Origin of the sequence: Nakamurella alba, assembly GCF_009707545.1 — a bacterium.
Taxonomy (GTDB): Bacteria; Actinomycetota; Actinomycetes; order Mycobacteriales; family Nakamurellaceae; genus Nakamurella; species Nakamurella alba.
Window position 1 is genome coordinate 1 of the sequence record NZ_WLYK01000022.1, and the last position, 18,465, is coordinate 18,465.

Sequence of the window (18,465 nt, forward strand, 5' to 3'; positions counted from 1 at the left end):
CACCCGCGGGGCGGCCTCGTCATCCATTTCCGGTTGGCAGGGGTCACCATTTCAGGCGCCTGGAAACCAAAGGCGACGCTCCGCGAAAGACGGAAAGCATCCGAAACCGAACGGGCCACAGATCCCGGGTTTTCTGCGCACCGAAGGAGAAGAACCATGACTGGCCACGACAAGAGCAAAGACACCACACGACGATCGAGGCCGATTAGCTGGCCCCGCGCGAGCCGTCACCAGCCCGCCGCGGGCTCCTCGCGGACCGCGGACTTGCAGTGACGGCCGGCGAGAAGGTACCGCCGGAGGAGGAGCTGGCGCGCCGCCGGGAGGTGGCGGCGGCGAAAGTGCAGGCCTCCCATGACCTGACCGTGAAAGGGGTCCGGGACCTGGTCACCGGCAAGGACTGAGAGCAGTACTTACGGTTCGCGGCCCGGTTCCACTCCGACTCGTTCAACAACTCAATGCTGATCTTCCTGCAGCGCCCGGACGCCACCACGGTCACCGGCCGCCGGGGTGGTAGCAGCTGGGCCGGCAGGTCCGCCGCGGCGAGAAGGGCATCGCGATCTTCGCACCCGTCACCCGCCGCACCGACCACGACAACCCTCAGGATGCAGGTGCGCGCGGCGGGGAAACAGGTGCACGGCACGGGGTGGCAGGTGGTCGCGGCGGCGGGGAGACAGGTTCGCGCAGCGGGGACACAGGTCCAAAGGCTGGGCTGACAGGTGGCCGCGCCAGAGGGGAAACAGGTGCCGGACCTGCCACCCCGACCACGCACCTCGCATGTGTCGGGGTGACAGCAGCGACGCTACGGCCGGGGCGGCGGATGGTCGAGGTGCGGGCGGTGTCGGTGTTCGACGTCTCTCAGACCGACCCGATCGAACCCGGTGCCGAACTCCCCCTGGTCCGGCCCAGGCTCCTCGACGGCGAGCAGGGCGCCGAGCTGATGCGGCGATGCAGCAGCAACTCACCGGCCGCAGGTTCTCGCTCCAGCGCGGCGAGTGCGGCGGCACCAACGGCTGCACCACTTCGGCAACCGAGTCGTGAGAGTCCGCCACGGCGTGACCACGTTGCAGGCCACCAAGAAGCTGGCCCACGAGTACGGCCACGCGATCCTCCACGACCCTCCGCCGCTGCGTCCAGGGTGTGGTTGACACCGTTTCGTTGACATCCCGACGCTCCGGCCTGGTCCGGAAGGGAGGATGTGGTGGTGGGCGCGAAGCGGAAGAGTTGCACGCCGGGCTACCGGTCGCAGGCGGCGAGGTTAGTGATTGACACCGGCCGTACGATCGCGGAGGTCGCGCGGGAGCTGAGTGTGGGTGGGCAGCTGCCCGGTCGGTGAGTGGCGGTGTAGCGGGCGCGAATGGTTGATCCGCCGCCGCCAGTGGTGGATGCCGGTGAGCGGGCGGAGCTGGAGAGGCTGCGCCGCGAGGTCGCGGAACTGCGCATTGATCGGGAGTTCCTGAAAAGGCAGCGGCCTTCTTCGCTGCCGAGAACGAGAACACGAACCCGCCGAGGCGTTCAAGTTGATGGATGCGGAGTAGGCCCGGATTTCGTTGTCAAGGGTGGCTGCGTTGTTGGGGGTGTCGCGGCAGGTCTACTACAAGGTGAACCGCCCCGGGTCTAGTGGAGGGCTAATTGTTCCAGCAGCGGTTGCTGCTGGGTGAACCGCCCCGGGTCTGGTGGTGCCTGTACAACGACCGGACATGGGACGACGCCACCTCCTGGAACACCGCCGACCAAACCCGCAGATCGCCGCTGCTTGACCCTTACTCACTGGGGATGTCTATCTAGACACCGACGAGGGCTGGTTGTATTTGTGCGCGGTGCAGGACGGGCATCCCGCCGGGTCATCGGCTGCGCGATTTCTGATTCGTTGCACTCTGATGTGGTGGAAACCGCACTGCGGTGCGCGGTCGCATTGCGCGGCACCGAATTCTCCGGGGGTGATCTTCCACGCCTACCGGGCTGCCACTACATCTCGGCGCGGTTGGCCGCCGAGCTCGAGGTGCGACAGTCGGTCGGGCAGACCGGGGTGCTGGGACAACGCCCAGCAAGAGCCGTTCTGGTCCACCCTGAAGACCGAGTTATACCGGCGGCACCGGTTCACCACCCAGGCGGCAGCGACCCGGGCAGTGACCTAATGGATGGACCGACGTCGACACCGCGCTTTGGGCATGGCCAACCCGGTCACCTTCGAGCAGCACAGCCGAGCGGCGAAAGCCGCCTCACCCGATGTCAACCGCAGCGGCCTGACCCCACTACACCATGCATTGCGATGAGTCCCTTTGTCCTCCCTTCAGAGGGGCACATCTTCTGAGCGGCTTCGTTGCAACCCTGGGATGAGCGGATGGACGTAGGTTCTGCCGGTTCAAACAACGCGGCCGGCGGGCCGCACCCCTTTCACCTAATGTGCGCTTTGACCGGTACCTGTCACCATAGTTTAAACATGGGAAACATAGCTGGTATCTGTCCGGCTGCGGCCAGCCCGACATCAGCCTTGTCCGCCCGCCTGCAGGCGGCGGGCGGGGCCGATCGCGTCGGTGCGGCAATCCAGCTGTAGAGGCCGATTATGTCGCGTCCGTGGCGGCCCGCACCTTTCCTGTCCGACTGCCCAGCTGTCGAATGACCCGTCAGCGGTGGGATCATGTTCAGACCACTTCCCGGACACGATCCGCCCTCTGATCCCGTGTTGTGCAGATATTGTTGGCACCAGACAGACGGGGCGGGTCAAGCGCTGTTTGGTCGACTCTGGTGCGACCACCCAGTCGCGGCGAAGTGTCGTGGAACGGCACTTCGCACGCTCATCACACAAGCTGCGATGTTGGATCTTCAAACCGGAGCCGCTCGAAATTCAGGAGGCGCATCGCTTGTATTGGGCGGCACGGACGATGCAGAGGGAGTTCCCGGCCCGGCATCTCGGGCAGACGAACACTAAGCCCGGCAACTCCAGCAGGCATCGAAGACCCCGCAGCAACAGTCGGGCGCACCGACCGCACACGGCATCGATATCTCCCTCTCCGTCTACATAAACAGCATCGTTGACGGGATCAGAGAAGACGCGCGTGAACTCATCGTCAGGTGAGGGTATGCCCACGACTGTCAGTGTCACTGTTTGCCGCATGTGCTCACCACCCCTACGAACACGCCATCGCCAGGGCGACATGGTGCGTGATCGGAAACACACAGCGGAAGGGGCTCGGCGAAACTCGGTGGCCCTGCCGGCATGTTGCCACGCGAACGTGGCGCCACCAAAGTCGCCCCTACCCCAGAAGTATGTCATCGGTTTGGTTCGGAGCCGACCGGGCACCGACGGACTACCTCGGTGACAGCGCCGACGGTTGCAAACAACGGGGACGGACAACACATACCGTGGCGTTGGACCAGTTGAGCCAGGGCGTTGCTGAACTCGCCACCCTAGCGGCTGCCGACTTCGACCCGCACGACGTGCTCCACCGGTTGTGCGAGGTAGCCGCCCAGGCGCTGGAAGTGGACGGTGCCGGGGTGATGCGCGCCGACGGCGGCACCACCACCTACGTGCATGCAAGCTCCGGCGGGGTGAAAGATCTTGAAATGCTGCAGGAAGTCCTGCAGGAGGGGCCCTGCCGGGACGCGCTGGATTCCGGCCGCATGATCATCGCCGGGACGATCCAGGACATGGCCTGGCCCGCGTTCCAGCGCATGGCCACCACCGTCGACTTGCACGCCGTCCTCGCGGTGCCGCTACTCAGCCGCGGCCGCGCCTGGGGAACTCTGGACCTGTACTGGAACAGCCCCCACCACATCACCGACGACGACATCGCCGCAGCCCAGCTCCTGGCCAACGTGGCTGTGTCCTTTCTTGTCATGTCCAGCGACCGAGCGCAACTACAGGCAGCGCACAACGACCTGCGCCATCGAGCTCTGCACGACCAGCTCACCGGCCTTGCCAACCGCGAGCTGATGCACCAACACATTGATCACGCCCTGGCCGCCGCCCGCCGCAACGACACCCTCATCGCAGTGCTGTTCGTGGACCTCGACGACTTCAAGTCCATCAACGACACCTTCGGCCACAGAGCCGGCGATCACGTGCTCGCGACAGCTGCGCAACGCCTACAGTCCTGCATCCGCGAGATGGACATCGCCGGCAGACTCGCAGGGGACGAATTCCTCATCCTGTGCGAGAACATCACCCCACTGGCCACCGCCATCCACAGCATGCAGACACTTGCCCACCGCATACACCAGTCGCTTGACCAGCCACTGGAAGTGCAGGGCGTTGAACTCCGCCTGCGGGCCAGCATCGGAGCGTCCCTGACCAACGGCAGCACCACAGTGGAGGCACTGATCCACCACGCGGACACCGCCATGTATCGAGCAAAGACCGCTGGGCCGGGCGGAACAGCCATCAGACTCCTCGACCACTGACCCAAGGCCGAACCCGCAAGCGCTGCCGCGGGCGTCGCCCACGTCCACGGCAGGTGCGGATCTGGGCCGTTTTGCCTGCCCGACAGCGGGAACGCGGAGAATCGCGTGGTCGTTCGGACCTAAGCGACCCCGCCGGCCGGTCGGTTCGAGCCGGCGGGGTCTTCGCAGCCGGTCGCCCCTACGGTGGCGCTTCGGATCGAGCAAACCGGGCACTGACCGGCCACGGCCGGGGTAGAGGCACGCCGGCCTGTGGTCTGGTGTGCGCACCCTCTTGCACACCCCGGGAGCTGGCGCGGTCGTGAACGATCTGAACCTTCCGAAGTACCTGCAGGACCTGCTCGACACGTCCCGCTCCGGGATGGGCGCCGGCGATACCACCGGAGGCCTGCAAACATCGCTGCAAGGCATCGCCGACGCCGGGATCGCCGCCGGGATCGCCGACATGGTGGCCGTCACCGAACGTCGCGGCCAGCAGGTGGAAACGATCCTCGCCAGCCACAACACCGTGAGCAAGGCCGACCAAGCCCAGTACGAGTTCAACGAGGGCCCGTGCATCCAGGCCGCCTACGAGGACGGCCTGCTCTACAGCGAAGATCTCAGCGCCGAGACCCGCTGGCCCCGGTGGGCCCCCACCGCCTGGTCCCTGGGAGTCCGTGCCGTACTCAGCGTCCAGCTCTACAACGACTCCCACCGCCTCGGTGCGCTCAACCTCTATTCAACTCGGACCCGCCAGTACGGCCATGAAGAGCTGACCATGGCCCGCTACATCGCCACCAACGCCTCACTCGTGCTCGCCCACTTCCGCCGCGACGAAAACCTGTGACTAGCCATCGACGCCCGCCACCGCATCGGACTGGCACAAGGCATCCTCATGGGCCGCTACCGCCTCACCGCCGACCAAGCCTTCACCGTCATCCGACGCATCTCCAACGACCAACAGCAGAACTGGCAGCCGTCGCCGCCGAAATCATCCAAAACAACGGGCTACCAGCCCAACTGTCCGGCGGTGCGCAGTAGGGCAGCTGGAAGAAAGGGGACCGAGCAGCATCACGGACGTCCGCGGCCGTGACGTCACCTCCCCGCCATCCGTGTCGATGTTTCACCCCAAGGTCTTGCGATCACCCCCAGTTGCGCGCAGAAAGGTTGCGCCTCTGGCCCAGAATTCCACGCTGACGGGAAGCGAACCTGCCGAGCCGTTACTGCATGTAATCGCTCAAGACGCGGCAGTCTGGGGACGCCACCGGGCAGGCTGACAGACTGGGGCCAGTTGCCGATGAGAGCCCATCAGGTGACCTACTCGATGAAGTGCAGGTTGTCATGACGATGGAAATGGCCCCGCTGCCAGGAGGTCGTGGCCTCGATGGCGCTTCCGCCGCCGGCGGTGATGAGCATCTAGTCGAGCAACTGTTGGATCTGGCTCGGCTTCATCTGGACATGGACCTGGCCTGGGTCTCTCGGTTTACGAACACGACCCAGGTGGTCGAGGCGGCCAGCGGTGATCTGGGCCGGGACAAGGTCGAAGCCGGTTATGCGGCACCGCTGGAAGGTTCCTACTGCGTGCGGGTGGTGAACGGGACCCTGCCTGCGGTGATCCCGAATGCACTTGCCAACCCGACGACAGCCGCTCTGGACATCACCCACCAGCTGGGCATTGGAGCGTATGTCGCAGTGCCGTTGCGCCAGGACGGCAGGCAGATTTACGGGACGTTGTGTTGTTTCGCGAGTGCCGCTCGACCCGACCTGGGGGCAGCGCAGCTGCGGTTCATGGAGTTCCTAGCGGCCATGATGACCCATGTGCTGCGCAGCGGGCACGAAGCGCAACGCGCTCACGACCGCGACCTCGAAACTGTGCACCGTGTGATCGCCGACGGCCAACTACAAATTGCCTTGCAGCCCATCTTCGGCCCTTCCGCAGCCGCGCCGGTAGCCTTCGAAGCGCTCGCAAGGTTTCCGTCCTCAGGATGGTCCACGGAACAATGGTTCATTGTGGCGAACCGGATCGGCGCTGGAGTGGACCTCGAGCTCGCCGCCCTCGCGCAAGCTTTACACGCTTTCAAGTCGATCCATGCCGCCGCTTACCTAACGGTCAACCTGTCCCCGGGCGCACTGGATGATCCACGACTACCAAGCCTACTTGTAGGGCACCCGTGCGGGCGGCTGATCATCGAAGTCACCGAACACGAGCAGGTTGACGATTACCCGCGCCTACGCCGCAACCTGGCCGCACTCCGCAGGCGCGGAGTGAAAGTGGCCGTCGATGACGCCGGGTCCGGGTACGCAGGCATGCGGCATCTGGTCGAATTGGCACCGGACCTGATCAAAATGGACTTCCATCTCACCCACAACATCGACCGTGATCCCGCACGGCAAGCCATGGCCACCGCGCTGGTAGCCTTCGCCGCTTCCACCGGCGCCGCACTGTTGGCCGAGGGAGTAGAAACCGCCGACGAACTGCAAGCCGTCCGCGAACTCGGCATCCCCTACGTCCAAGGATTCCTGCTCGGCCTGCCGGTACTGGTCTCCTCGACCACGGAACGCTGAAAACCGGACTGACTGAAAGCTATGAGGGACCCCGCGCATGTTGCACCTCCTCCCCCCGCACCTCCAACCCCGAGACGTCACCACCGCAACGACAACGACCTTCGTACTGGCCTGGGTGGGCGCGCTAACCAACCTAGTCTTCTCCGTGCTGGACACCGACCTGGTCGGGGCAGGCATCGCAGTGACGGCGGGGCTCCTGATCGCAGCAGCAGCACTCTGGATCCGGCGTGCCAAACGGATTCCCAGCAGCGTCTGGACCGCCATCCCGTTCGTCGCGATTACAGCCATCCTAGTCGTGGACCTGGCCACCCACGACGCATCGGTCCAGGCACAGTTGTTCTTCCTCTTCCCGGTGCTGTTCGCGGCTGTCCAGCTTCGCCGGGTCGGAGCGATCGTGGTGACAACGGCCGCGTTGGCGGCCCTGATCGTTGTCGTCGGTAGTCAGCTGCCCTTCACCGAAGCCGGCCCGGCCATCGGCTACATGGCCGCGGTCATGACCACCACCTCGGTCCTGCTCGTCCTCGCCGGCGAACGACAAGACCGCCTAATCCAACGCCTCCAGCAGCTCGCCGCTGCCGATCCTCTCACCGGATTGGCTACCCGCAACGTACTTGACCAAGCAGCAAGGTCCGCGTTGTCCGGCGCCAACTCAGACAGCGGAACCTGCCTGGCTCTCCTGGACATCGACAACTTCAAGACCATCAACGACACACACGGGCACCCCGCCGGCGACGCGGTACTGGTGCAGCTGGCCACGAGGCTCATGGCTGGGACCCGTCCCACCGACGTCATCGGTCGCCTGGGCGGCGACGAAATCGCTCTCCTACTCCCCGCCTGCACCCTGAACGATGGATCAAGCAGACTCCACCACCTGCTCGACCAACTCCGACAACACCGCTTCCGTATCGACGACATCGATGTCCCGGTAACCGTCAGCGCCGGCATCGCCCACGCACCCACACAGGCCAACGACCTCCGAGAGTTGTACACCGCCGCCGACACCGCCCTCTACCAAGCAAAACGATCGGGAAAAGACCAGATGGCGGTCTGGCGATAAGCCAGACCAGCTGAGGACAGACAGCCGGGACTCAAGGTGGCAGGCTGAGCACGATGAAAGGTTCGCAGGGTTTCGTCGCTGACGATCAGCACTGGCAGGTGCAGCTGCGGCTGCTCATCGGGTTTGTCGCCGCCGAGCACCGGTGGCCGCACCAGTCCCCGCAGACCCCACTCGCGGAACGTCGCTTGGATACTGGCTGGGCAACCAGCGACGCACCAACCCGCCGATCGACCCACACCGGCAACAACAACTCGACGAACAACTGCCCGGCTGACGCCACGGCCGGACAGGGCCGCCGCTCAAGGGTCCGGCCGAGGACCCGGTTCCGGTCAATCAGACCATCGACGGCGTGCCCAACGAACAATTCTGGACAGCGCGACTGACTCATCTTCGCGCGTTCGTCGACGAACACGGCCGCATGCCGCGTCGTACGCCCACTACCCCTTCACAGGAGCGATCCCTGTCCGTGTGGTTGGCCAACCAGCGTCGCTACCTGGCCGCCGGCCATCTAGCACCTCACCGGGAGGAGCAACTCGACATCCTGCTTCCCGCGTGGCGATACTCGACTTCGCTGCCGGTTCCGGGCCAGCGCACCGACGAACTTGCCGTGCTCACCGCGCGACTCATCCGGCGGGAGGCCCGCTGGGCCGACAGCCTCACCCAACTCGTGTCATTCATCCACACCCAGGGGCGACTGCCGCGCAGCACCGCCGATGACCGGGGCGAGCGCCGATTGGCGGACTGGCTCCACACGCAACGGCGCAATCACCGCAAAGGCCTGCTCCAGCAGGGTCGCCGGCATCAACTCGATCAAGCACTGCCGGACTGGCAGCACCACACGACCGCTCCGTTCCCCCCCACGTTCACCCCGCCGGCGCCTACTTCAGATCCTGTCGCTTCCACCGGGCATGAGGCGCCTGGGTCGGCGGCGTGCTCGCGCAGCGGGTTCCAGTCGAACGAGGACAGTTGGATACGGCAGCTCTCGGCCGTCGCCGAATACCTGGCAGCCGCCGTTATCGTCGTCCGGTGTCGGTGATCAACATGCTGGGCCTCACGGAGTAGACGCCACCTTGGGATACAGCGACAACGAGCGAATCTGGGCCACACGGCTGGCCGACGCCGCAGCGTTCCACCGCGAGCACGGCCGACTCCCCTCGGTCCGCCGGTCCGCCGACGACACCGAACTCCGGCTGGCGCGCTGGCTACAGACCCAGCGCGCCAACGATCGCCTGAGAACACTACGATTGGACCGCCGACGCCAGCTGGAACTGAAACTCCCAGATTGGGACCGGAACCCCCGAGGGCCCCTTCACCCTGCGAGCACCCACAACCCGCAGGACGAACCCCCCGCACTGTAGCCAGGCGCGAATTCTCGCGGGAGTGCTCACGGATCGGACCCCTCCGAAAGGATGACGTCATCGTCACGTCGTGTGACTCATGCCCTCTGCGGGTATGGGATCTGCGCAGGTCACCGACGGCTGAGTAAACAGCCTCGATCCGGCGGCCGCCCGGATGGGAGCGGTCGATGTCCACCGACTCAGAAGACCGGCACCGAGGCTCGTGGGGCTTCCAACCCGAAGAGGGCATGTGGGAACAGCGTCTGGCCGAGCTGGTGCAGTTCGCCGCAGACGCAGGGCGTTGGCCTCGTGCGACGGGGAAGGCGCCGATTGCAGAGCGTCGCCTCGGCCAATGGCTCACCACCCAACGCCGTGAACTCCGCGGCTGCGCCTTGACCGAGCACCGACGACGTCGGCTGGACCAGCAACTGCCACAGTGGCACACAGCCGGCGTGATCACGCCGGCCCCTCCGGCACCACATCCTCATGCAGCGCCTTGATCTCGGCACTTATTCTGGACGGATGGCAACTGCTGGACAACGTCCAGCGTGTGGCTGCACTCCCCGGCCCGGTGAAGTGGTGTACCGGGTCTGCGGCCACCGCAGCAACGGTGACAACGACAGCTCATGGTCGGACTTCACCCTGTGCGCCGAGCATTGGCAACCCGAAAAGCCTTACCAGGTCCGCTTAGCCAGCGGTCTGTCCGTCACGGTCACCGGGCTCTACCCCGACGGGGAACCCACCGCGGTCCTGCCCTGCGCCGGCTGCGGGACCCTCGTCGTCCGTGGCGCCCGCGCCGGCTACACCCATCACGCCTGCTCCCGGCAGTGCGCGCAACGGACCGCCCGCACCGCCCGCCGCCGCGCGAAGCATCAACGGCTCGCCAACGAGATCATGTGAACGAGACCTTGTTTGCATCACCAGTTCTCAACTCCCCGACTTCACTCATTCGGATTATTGGCACCGGGCGGCAACGCGGATTACAACGGTGATGCACAGCCGGTGGTCCTGCCGCTGGGGCAGGGCCACCCGTTCTTGGAAGGGGTGATTGCTGTGCTGGGATTCGATCCAAGTGTCTTCGACGCGTTCGCCGGGGTCGACAGGGTGACCTCGAAGCTGGCCGGTGAACCGGGCGGGCCGCGGTTCATGCCGATGGATGTCTACCGCCAGGGCGACCACTACGTCCTCAATGCTGACCTGCCGGGCCTGGACCCGGGCAGCGTGCGCATCGATGTCGAGAACGGCATCCTCACCATCCAGGGACAGCGCACCCCAGCCGCGACTGACGGCGTGCAGTGGGTGGCGCGGGAACGGTTCACCGGGTCCTACCTTCGCAAGCTCTCCCTCGGTGACGGCATCGACGCGGAGAAGATCACCGCCGGTTACCGCGACGGAGTGCTGTCGCTGATCATGCCCATCGCGGATCGGGCCAAGCCGCGCCGCATCCAGATCGATGCCCTCGGCGAGGTACACAGCGAGACAACCGTCGCCGCCGGCGATTCACCGCCGGCGAAGGAACTCACCAACTGACCATCCGCAGAGCAATTCAGAGCACGCGTGGAGGTGGGCCTATCGAGCATCAACGAGGGGTTTCCGTCGTCCTCCCTGGACGGTGAACCTGTGGCCCCGCCGGCTTCAGTCCCCCGCCGGCGGGGCCACCACCGTAGGTAGGGGACCCCCATCACAGAACTGTTGTCGAGGTCTCCACCGGCAGCGCATGGCCCGCATCTACTAGTCCCGGACCACCCTCAGATGCTTGATGAACGCGTCGATATCGGCGCGCCGATACCGGGGCATCGACAGCACGAACACCTTCGGAAAGGCCTTCCGATCGGTCAGTGCCCGCAGCGACGTGAGTGAAATGCCCCCGAGGTACGCGGCGGCCTGCTCCCGATCCATCAGCGCCGGCCAGTCCATCACCGGGTGCTCTGCGTGGCCGCAGCCATGCGCCGGAGACGCCGACGTCATGCTCGTCGACCGGCCCTGACCCACAGCCCTCGCAGTAGAAGCCCGACAATGGCGGCCATCACCACACCTGCATCGATCGCCGTCTCGACCCGGACCTGTCCGCCGGTGCCATGACCCACCGCCAACACCGCGCCGACGCCGACGCACCAGACCAGCACGCCAGCCACCCACCACACCGGATGCAGTCTGTGGTCGGTGGTCTGCGGCTCTCTCGTTCTGTCCACAACTGGTGAGTGTTCCAAGATCATTGCGTCTGTCATAGGACAAAGACCACACCGAGCGGCTCCTCGCACCAGACTAAACCGAGGACGACTGCCAGCAGACGGGGCGCTACATCCCCGCGACCACCATCGTCCTCGGCGGAGCTCAACGAGATACCGCTGCCGCTCGACGTTCGAGGTGACCACTATCGTCGGATTGTGATTCGCTTCTTGTCCCGCGCCGAGGTCGCCGAACACATCGGCGTCAAGCCCGACACACTCGGCCGCTACCGGGTTCCCGCGCCCGATGCCGAGGTCGGCCGCGTCCGCGGTTGGCTCCCCGCGACCATCGACCTGTGGAACGCGCAGCGGCCCAGCGTCGCCGGACGGTGAGTCGTGGTCAAGGGAGAACAGACACTTGATGGCGACGACGCTCGATGGAGCCTGCACTTGGAAGCCGTTGCTGAGCATGTCGCCCGGACCGGACGACTGCCATCCATGGCGAAGGGTGTCGACCCTCAGGAGCGATCCCTGGGCTATTGGATCAACAATCAGCGCCGGGCCCACTCCATCGGTCTGCTTCACCCTCACCGCGTCAGAAGGCTGAATGCAGCTGTCCCCATCTGGTACGACCGTTTCATGCACCGTGGACCGAGAGCGCGCGGCTGACAGGCCGTGTCCTCAGGCTTGGGCGGCGTCGTAGGCCTCGAGCACGGACTTCGGGAGCCGGCCGCGGTCGCTGACACCCATCTCGTTCGCGGCTGCCCAAGTGCGCACCTTGGACAGGTACGCGCGGTGCTCCGCCCGCTCGGCGGATGTCTTGTCCGCCACGGTCCGGCGGGCCTTCGCGGTCCGCGGCAGCCTGCGGCCGGCGGTCACGTAGGAGGCGAGCGCCTTCCGCAGTGCGGCGGCGTTGCGCTTGGAGAGGTCGATCTCGTAGATCGCGCCGTCGAGTGCGAAGGCGACGGTCTCGGCCGCCTTGCTGCCGTCTAGGTCGTCGGTCATGGTCACAGAGGTGATGGAAGCCACGCGGGAAACCTTAGGACACGTGCCTGCCGGCTCTTTGGATCTTGGAGTTCGCCCGCGCCGTCTCGTTTCATAACGCAGTTCGCGGGACAGAGATCTTGTGCGGCTCCGCTTGCCACCCGGGGACGAGCGGATGGACGTAGGTCCCGCCGGTTCAGAGACGCAGCCGGCGGGGCCGCACCTTTTCTTCCGGTCAGCGCGCTGTCAGCTGCACTTGTACAATGTAAAGCGTCGGTCTGGCTGCTGTTTCCCCGGGTGTGGCCAGCCCGACATCACTCGCTCCGTCCCGTCTGCTGATCGCAGGCGGGGCGTTTTGTTTCCGGTGGTGGCAGGTTGGGGACCGGGGTCGACATCCAACGGCGAGGAGCGGACATGGCCGACCAGGTCACAGAAGCGAAGACAGCAGCAGCGGAGAAGGCAGCGGGCAATCATGACGTCGGGGTCAACGCCGACGAGCCGAGCAGTGCCGACAAGGGTCAGGACCGTTGCGCTCCTGATCCGGTCACCGGCGACACGGAGCACCACGCCGGGCAGGCTCATGCTGCCGACAACGCGTCGAACGAGCCGCCGGCATGACGGTGGAGTCGTGAACCCGGAGGAGATGAACGCGGACCTGCGGAGGATCGAGCAGGACGAGGTGCCGCGCACGGCGGATGAGCTGCGTGCGCACCTGACCCGGCTGGACGAACTAGCTGGTGAGGTCGAGCTGCTGCCCGCTGGTGGTATGCAGTCAACGCTGGCGTCGATCACTCAGCTACGGCTGCGCGTGACAGGCCGGCACAACTATGCTCTGCTGAACGGAACCGGCTGAGATCACCTGACCTTGCTTTACCCCGTCGCCGGCGACAGGCGGCTCCACGCCCGGCTGGCGTGGCTACGATCCTGCGAACCCGACGGAGCGCAGCGAATGAGCCCGGAAGGCCGAGCTGGGGTGGGGGACCGAGTTCCCGCTCTGGCAGGTGGGGCAGACGAACACGACCCCGGGCAGTCCGGTCAGCCCTCGCATTCCCCGCATCAAGGTGGTTGAACACGATCCGCAGACGGCGTCGATGGACCCTGTCCCCTCGAGGAACACTCGACCCTTGAGCGGCTTCCAGAATACGCAGGTGAGATCGTCGCCAGCGTCCGGGATGGTGACGACCTTCAGAGGGAAGTGCCGGTTCCTCATGGGCGTCTCCTCGTCCGCGTGACTGGGTGGGAACTCGTACAGGTTTTATATCCGCTGGGTGCGCAACGCCACGCCCTCGAATGGGTTGAGTTCAAACGATACGAATTACCGACAGTGATGAACGCAGACGCCGTAATGGGCCATCTGGCGGATGGACGGATCACCGCACTCCGAATGCGTGACTTAAGTGCATTACCGCAGGTATCTTGCATGGCGTGCCCGAGCGAGATTCCGCCCAGTGGTCCACTTGTCAGCGCTGCGGTCTACCCAAAGATCGAGAATGGATCCAGCTCGCACGGCGAATCGCGACGACCATGCCAGCCCGTACGGCCGGACCCGTGTACGTCTGTGCCAAGGGGCACCTGGACGGTTGAAGTCTGGCAGCTCTTGGCCACCGTTTGACCCCCGGCCCGCCGCGGCCACCTGCCCTCTAGGTCAGGCGTGTGCCGGGAAGACACGCACGCCGCATGCCTCGCCGCCCGACTACAGCCGCGGCAGAGCTCGTCCACCGCGAAGGAAGGATAAACACCGAGAGCATGCTGATCTTTAGTCGGCACTCCTCGGGCCGCCCGCGCAGAACTGAACCGGGCATGGCCAGGACTGCTGAGCACAGCTCACCCGTTGTACGGGTGCACACCCGCTTCGGCGATGAACCGGCGTGAACAGCGTGCCTCACGAATGGTGCAGCGCGGCACCACGTGCATACGTGACGACCGCAGCGCCGACGAGCACGCCCCACACCCCCACGGCGCTGGCAACGACGAGGTCCAGCCACGTGGGCAACAGCCACGGGAAGGATCCCGCGATGAACAGCAGAGCGAACGCGATGCCGACGACGGCAACCAGCCGCCGTCGTCGCGCCGACCTCGTTGGCACCGGAAGAGCTAGAACGACGACCGCGAGTGCGAGGAGTGCCAGGTGTACGGCCCCGATGATCGCACTCGCGAGGAGGACGACCAGGTCTGCCGCAAGGTCGATGTCGACGACCGGATAACCAGTCGCCCCAACGCCAGCAACGCGATCACGAAAGCCAGGAGCGTGACTCCAAGAGCGACGAGCGCGATCACCGTACTCACCGACCAGCCAGTGCCGCGTAGGGCGAACGTGCCTGCCGCGCCGGCTCCCCAGGCGATGACCACGAAGAACAGGCCCTCTCCCGCCCACGACATCTGCAATTGCCCCTCATCGACCCAGCCCGGAACGGATTCGAGTGTTGGGGGCAGTGGCGGCAGGGTCGCGAGCAACGCCAGCGACACGCTAGCAAGAATCACTCCCGCGATCCATAGAGCCGCAAATGCCATCACTTTGCGGCTGGCCGACGTTACGGAAGGGGACGCGCTTGCACCCTCACCATAGTGGATCACGATGTCCAGGCTATGCGCGAAGCGGCCGACGTCCCACGGACCATGCCGCCGCTTCTCGAACCGTGGTCTCGAGCCAAACGCTCAGGAAGCAGCTGCTCCCGGGCGCGTCCGATGTTTCGAGGACCGGACAAGCGACGGGTTCGCTCGGGGAAAATCTGGTCGGCGACATCCTCTGGGTGTCACGATGGTAGGCATGGACGGTGTCGATTGGTCACTTTTCCGTGTGGTGACGATGAACGTCTACGGACCGTCCAATCCCGACTGGCCGCGTCGGTCCACGCTCATCGCGGACACCATCCGACAGCTCCAGCCCGACGTGCTCGCCCTACAAGAGGCTCCCCTCGACGACCGGCTGGCGGAGCTCCTCGATGTCGACCAGTCCGCATCACCGATCAGGCACGCGAGACCCTCCCTTGGTGCGCGGCGACTCTGATCGAACTGGACACGCCCCTCGGTGAAGCACTCGTCGTCCACCACAAGCCGAGCTGGCCGTTCCCCGCCGAGTCCGACCGTCGGGAACAGGCCCTCTTGCTCGCGCAGGGACCGCTCGCACGGCCCGACGACGAGAATCTAACCGCGGCTGCGGCTACCCGGTGCGGGTCGGGTGGCAGGAAACATTCGAGCTGAGCAGGCATACGCTCAGACCGTACTGCTCGGGCTGAAGTCCGCTCCGGTGTCGTCGCTCCCCTGACGTTCGCGGCCTGACTCCGGCCATACCCAGTCCTTCACCTCGGGCAGGTCGTCCCCGTGCTCGCGGGTGTACCGTCGCGCCCGGGCGCGCTGGTCGACCATGTGCTGGCGGAGCACGGCTGCTCGGCTGCCAAGTGTCGGCACCTGGTCGATCACGTCCATCACCAAGTGGAACCTGTCGATATCGTTGAGCATCACCATGTCGAACGGTGTGGTAGTAGTGCCTTCTTCCTTATAGCCGCGGACATGCAGACCGGAGTGGTTGTTACGGCGGTAGGTCAGCCGGTGGATCAGCCAGGGATACCCGTGGTATGCGAAGATGATCGGCCGGTCGGAGGTGAAGATCGCGTCGAAATCGCGGTCACTGAGTCCGTGCGGGTGCTCGTGGTCGTCCTGCAGCCGCATCAGGTCGACGACGTTTACGAAGCGAATGCGGAGTTCGGGTACTTCCGTGCGCAGGATGGATACTGCTGCGAGGGCCTCAAGCGTGGGGACATCCCCGGCGCAGGCCATCACCACGTCCGGATCTTCTGGTCGGTGCGATGCCCATTCCCAGATGCCGAGTCCCCTGGCGCAGTGCAGCGCGGCGTCGTCTGCGCCCAACCAGTCAAACACCGGCTGTTTGCCAGCCACGATAACGTTGACGTAGTCCGAGGAGCCCAGGCAGTGCTGAGCCGTCGACAGCAGGGTGTTCGTGTCCGGCGGCAGGTACACGCGGACCACCTCGGCCTTCTTGTTGACGACGAGATCGACGAAACCCGGGTCCTGATGCGTGGCGCCGTTGTGGTCCTGCCGCCAGACGTGCGAGGTGAGGAGGTAGTTCAGCGATCCGATCGGCTTGCGCCAGCCCAATGAGCGTGTGGTGCGTAGCCATTTGGCGTGCTGGTTGAACATGGAGTCCACGATGTGCACGAACGCCTCATAGCAGGAGAAGAGGCCGTGCCGCCCGGTAAGCAGGTAGCCCTCCAGCAGGCCCTGGCAGACGTGCTCGGACAGGATTTCCATGACCCGGCCGGACGGCGCGAGATGGTCGTCTATCGGCAAGATCTCGGCCTGCCACACCTTGTTGGTGACCGCGTACACGGCGTCCAGCCGGTTGGATGCGGTCTCGTCTGGGCCGACGAGCCGGAAGTTGTCCGGATTGTCGGCCATGACGTCGCGAAGGTAGCCACCGAGCAACCTGGTTGGCTCGTGCACCGATGCGCCGGGGTCGGACACCTCCACGGCGTGCTCCCGGAAATCCGTCAGCTGCAAGGGCTTGCGGAGCAGACCACCGTTCGCATGCGGGTTGGCGCTCATCCGCCGCCGGCCCGACGGCGCCAGGGCGCTGATCCGGGCGGCCGGGCGGCCTTGCTCGTCGAACAGCTCGTCCGGCCGGTACGAACGCAGCCATTCCTGCAGCAGGACGAGGTGTTCCGGATTGCTACGGGTCTCCGCCAACGGTACCTGGTGAGCCCGCCAGGTGCCCTCGACCGGCAGGCCGTCCACCACGGCCGGGCCGGTCCAGCCCTTGGGGGTAACGAACAGGATCATCGGCCACGGCCGGCGGGGCGTGCCGGGGGTCGAGCGTGCCTCCTCCTGGATCGCCCGGATGCGTTCGAACACCTCGTCCATCGTGCCCGCTAACTGCTCGTGCAGGAGGGCCGGGTCGTCACCCTCCACCGTGAACACCTCGTGGCCATATCCGTGCAGCAGGGCTAGCAACTCCTCCCGCGGGATCCGGGCCGGCACCGTGGGGTTGGCGATTTTCCAGCCGTTGAGGTGCAGGATCGGTAGCACGGCACCGTCCATGACTGGGTCCAGCAGCTTGTTGGCGTGCCAGGAGCTGGCCAAGGGCCCGGTCTCGAACTCACCGTCCCCGATAACCGCCGCGGCGATCATCTCCGGGTTGTCCAGCACCGCGCCGTAGGCGTGGGCCAGCACGTATCCCAGCTCCCCACCCTCGTGGATCGACCCGGGAGTCTCGGGCGCGACATGGCTCGGGATGCCGCCCGGAAAGGAGAACTGCCGAAACAACTTGCGCAGGCCGTCGGTGTCCTGGGTGATATGCGGATACACTTGCGAATAGGTGCCATCCAAGTAGGCCGACGCCACGGCCGCGGGGCCTCCGTGACCCGGTCCGACCATGAAGATCATGTCCGTGTCCCGGTTCCGGATGATGCGGTTGAGATGGGCGTACAGGAAGTTCAGGCCCGGCGTGGTGCCCCAATGACCAAGCAACCGCGGCTTTACGTCCTCGGGAACCAAATCACGCTGCAGCAAAGGATTATCAAGCAGGTAGATTTGTCCCACCGATAGGTAGTTGGCCGCTCGCCACCACGCATCGAGGTCAGCTTGCTCCGATTCCCCGAGCACGCCCGCAGTTGCAGATGACTGCACACCCACCACCAACCTCCCGCGCCAGGACAACGGTCCCGATGACCCGCTCCCAATACTTCGAATCATCCTTGCCGGTTGGGTACCCGAGGTAACGGCGGGGTGAACATTGACAGCGCCCCACGCCCCGCCGGGGTTTGTCCGGTGGTCGGCGTAGGTGATCCAGACACGCCGGGTGCGCTTGGCGGGCAGGGTCGGACATGTCGGACACGCTTGATGGCATGACAACGACGTCAGCAGGCTGGATGGACCAGCAGCAGTTCGCGCAGGCCCTGGTGGCGCGAGCCCGTCAGGAAGGCCTGGAGTTGATCGGCCCGGGAGGTCTGCTGACCGGGTT

The 18,465-nt window shown here is 65.5% G+C and carries 20 protein-coding genes; 16 read left to right on the top strand and 4 right to left on the bottom strand.

Going from position 1 to position 18,465, the window contains the following annotated elements:
• The first annotated feature begins 269 nt into the window (after window positions 1–269).
• The 11 genes from GIS00_RS28605 to GIS00_RS26580 all read left to right on the top strand — a co-directional run bounded on the left by GIS00_RS28605 (window position 270) and on the right by GIS00_RS26580 (window position 10,866).
• Complete coding sequence (locus GIS00_RS28605) at window positions 270–401, top strand: hypothetical protein (protein WP_255455232.1); 132 nt, start codon at window positions 270–272, stop codon at window positions 399–401.
• Window positions 402–3,363: 2,962 nt separating this feature from the next.
• Entirely contained in the window at window positions 3,364–4,401 is a 1,038-nt protein-coding gene (locus GIS00_RS26535; protein WP_196073492.1) for a diguanylate cyclase domain-containing protein, read from the top strand.
• Between the two features lie 298 nt (window positions 4,402–4,699).
• On the top strand, window positions 4,700–5,224 hold the full coding sequence (locus GIS00_RS26540; protein ID WP_154771492.1) for a GAF domain-containing protein: 525 nt from the start codon (window positions 4,700–4,702) through the stop codon (window positions 5,222–5,224).
• A gap of 6 nt (window positions 5,225–5,230) precedes the next feature.
• The gene (locus GIS00_RS29545) at window positions 5,231–5,470 is read left to right on the top strand and encodes an ANTAR domain-containing protein (protein WP_407666936.1); all 240 of its coding nucleotides are present in this window, start codon (window positions 5,231–5,233) and stop codon (window positions 5,468–5,470) included.
• 248 nt (window positions 5,471–5,718) lie between these two features.
• Entirely contained in the window at window positions 5,719–6,942 is a 1,224-nt protein-coding gene (locus GIS00_RS26550; RefSeq protein ID WP_154771493.1) for a sensor domain-containing phosphodiesterase, read from the top strand.
• 145 nt (window positions 6,943–7,087) lie between these two features.
• The gene (locus GIS00_RS26555; protein WP_196073493.1) at window positions 7,088–7,999 is read left to right on the top strand and encodes a GGDEF domain-containing protein; all 912 of its coding nucleotides are present in this window, start codon (window positions 7,088–7,090) and stop codon (window positions 7,997–7,999) included.
• Between the two features lie 349 nt (window positions 8,000–8,348).
• A complete protein-coding gene (locus GIS00_RS26560) occupies window positions 8,349–9,035 on the top strand; it encodes a helicase associated domain-containing protein (protein ID WP_154771495.1) in 687 nt (228 codons plus the stop codon).
• A 34-nt stretch (window positions 9,036–9,069) separates the two neighbouring features.
• On the top strand, window positions 9,070–9,357 hold the full coding sequence (locus GIS00_RS29550) for a helicase associated domain-containing protein (protein ID WP_196073494.1): 288 nt from the start codon (window positions 9,070–9,072) through the stop codon (window positions 9,355–9,357).
• Between the two features lie 227 nt (window positions 9,358–9,584).
• The gene (locus tag GIS00_RS29555; RefSeq protein WP_407666937.1) at window positions 9,585–9,836 is read left to right on the top strand and encodes a helicase associated domain-containing protein; all 252 of its coding nucleotides are present in this window, start codon (window positions 9,585–9,587) and stop codon (window positions 9,834–9,836) included.
• Window positions 9,837–9,915: 79 nt separating this feature from the next.
• Window positions 9,916–10,236: a hypothetical protein gene (locus tag GIS00_RS26575; RefSeq protein WP_154771497.1), complete on the top strand. Its 321-nt coding sequence runs from the start codon at window positions 9,916–9,918 to the stop codon at window positions 10,234–10,236.
• A gap of 153 nt (window positions 10,237–10,389) precedes the next feature.
• Window positions 10,390–10,866, top strand: coding sequence for an Hsp20/alpha crystallin family protein (locus tag GIS00_RS26580; protein ID WP_407666938.1), 477 nt, complete (start codon window positions 10,390–10,392; stop codon window positions 10,864–10,866).
• Window positions 10,867–11,067: 201 nt separating this feature from the next.
• Here GIS00_RS26580 and GIS00_RS26585 read toward each other — a convergent pair whose 3' ends face one another.
• Window positions 11,068–11,253, bottom strand: coding sequence for a helix-turn-helix domain-containing protein (locus GIS00_RS26585; RefSeq protein ID WP_154771498.1), 186 nt, complete (start codon window positions 11,251–11,253; stop codon window positions 11,068–11,070).
• Window positions 11,254–11,723: 470 nt separating this feature from the next.
• Between GIS00_RS26585 and GIS00_RS26590 the strand changes: the two genes are divergently transcribed.
• Both GIS00_RS26590 and GIS00_RS29560 read left to right on the top strand, forming a co-directional pair.
• Complete coding sequence (locus tag GIS00_RS26590; RefSeq protein ID WP_230314223.1) at window positions 11,724–11,897, top strand: hypothetical protein; 174 nt, start codon at window positions 11,724–11,726, stop codon at window positions 11,895–11,897.
• A 3-nt stretch (window positions 11,898–11,900) separates the two neighbouring features.
• Entirely contained in the window at window positions 11,901–12,173 is a 273-nt protein-coding gene (locus GIS00_RS29560; protein ID WP_154771499.1) for a helicase associated domain-containing protein, read from the top strand.
• 12 nt (window positions 12,174–12,185) lie between these two features.
• Here GIS00_RS29560 and GIS00_RS26600 read toward each other — a convergent pair whose 3' ends face one another.
• A complete protein-coding gene (locus tag GIS00_RS26600; RefSeq protein WP_322098493.1) occupies window positions 12,186–12,533 on the bottom strand; it encodes a histone-like nucleoid-structuring protein Lsr2 in 348 nt (115 codons plus the stop codon).
• Between the two features lie 369 nt (window positions 12,534–12,902).
• On the opposite strand from GIS00_RS26600, the gene GIS00_RS26605 reads away from it, so the two are divergent.
• On the top strand, window positions 12,903–13,106 hold the full coding sequence (locus tag GIS00_RS26605) for a hypothetical protein (protein ID WP_154771501.1): 204 nt from the start codon (window positions 12,903–12,905) through the stop codon (window positions 13,104–13,106).
• A gap of 10 nt (window positions 13,107–13,116) precedes the next feature.
• Window positions 13,117–13,341: a hypothetical protein gene (locus tag GIS00_RS26610; RefSeq protein ID WP_154771502.1), complete on the top strand. Its 225-nt coding sequence runs from the start codon at window positions 13,117–13,119 to the stop codon at window positions 13,339–13,341.
• A gap of 1,241 nt (window positions 13,342–14,582) precedes the next feature.
• Here the strand turns inward: GIS00_RS26610 and GIS00_RS26615 are convergent.
• Window positions 14,583–14,954 carry a hypothetical protein gene (locus tag GIS00_RS26615; RefSeq protein WP_154771503.1) on the bottom strand — a complete coding sequence of 124 codons (372 nt, stop codon included), beginning with the start codon at window positions 14,952–14,954 and terminating at the stop codon, window positions 14,583–14,585.
• Window positions 14,955–15,255: 301 nt separating this feature from the next.
• On the opposite strand from GIS00_RS26615, the gene GIS00_RS26620 reads away from it, so the two are divergent.
• Complete coding sequence (locus tag GIS00_RS26620) at window positions 15,256–15,495, top strand: endonuclease/exonuclease/phosphatase family protein (protein ID WP_154771504.1); 240 nt, start codon at window positions 15,256–15,258, stop codon at window positions 15,493–15,495.
• A 206-nt stretch (window positions 15,496–15,701) separates the two neighbouring features.
• Here the strand turns inward: GIS00_RS26620 and GIS00_RS26625 are convergent, their stop codons facing one another.
• Window positions 15,702–18,137, bottom strand: a complete 2,436-nt coding sequence (locus GIS00_RS26625) for a phosphoketolase family protein (RefSeq protein ID WP_322098494.1) — start codon at window positions 18,135–18,137, stop codon at window positions 15,702–15,704.
• Between the last annotated feature and the right edge of the window lie 328 nt (window positions 18,138–18,465).

Bases quoted from the DNA above. Each gene is read 5' to 3' on its own strand.
- GIS00_RS26605 (WP_154771501.1), top strand. From the start codon at position 12,903: ATGGCCGACCAGGTCACAGAAGCGAAGACAGCAGCAGCGGAGAAGGCA.
- GIS00_RS29555 (WP_407666937.1), top strand. From the start codon at position 9,585: ATGTGGGAACAGCGTCTGGCCGAGCTGGTGCAGTTCGCCGCAGACGCA.
- GIS00_RS26585 (WP_154771498.1), bottom strand. From the start codon at position 11,253: ATGGACTGGCCGGCGCTGATGGATCGGGAGCAGGCCGCCGCGTACCTC.
- GIS00_RS26550 (WP_154771493.1), top strand. From the start codon at position 5,719: ATGACGATGGAAATGGCCCCGCTGCCAGGAGGTCGTGGCCTCGATGGC.
- GIS00_RS26620 (WP_154771504.1), top strand. From the start codon at position 15,256: ATGGACGGTGTCGATTGGTCACTTTTCCGTGTGGTGACGATGAACGTC.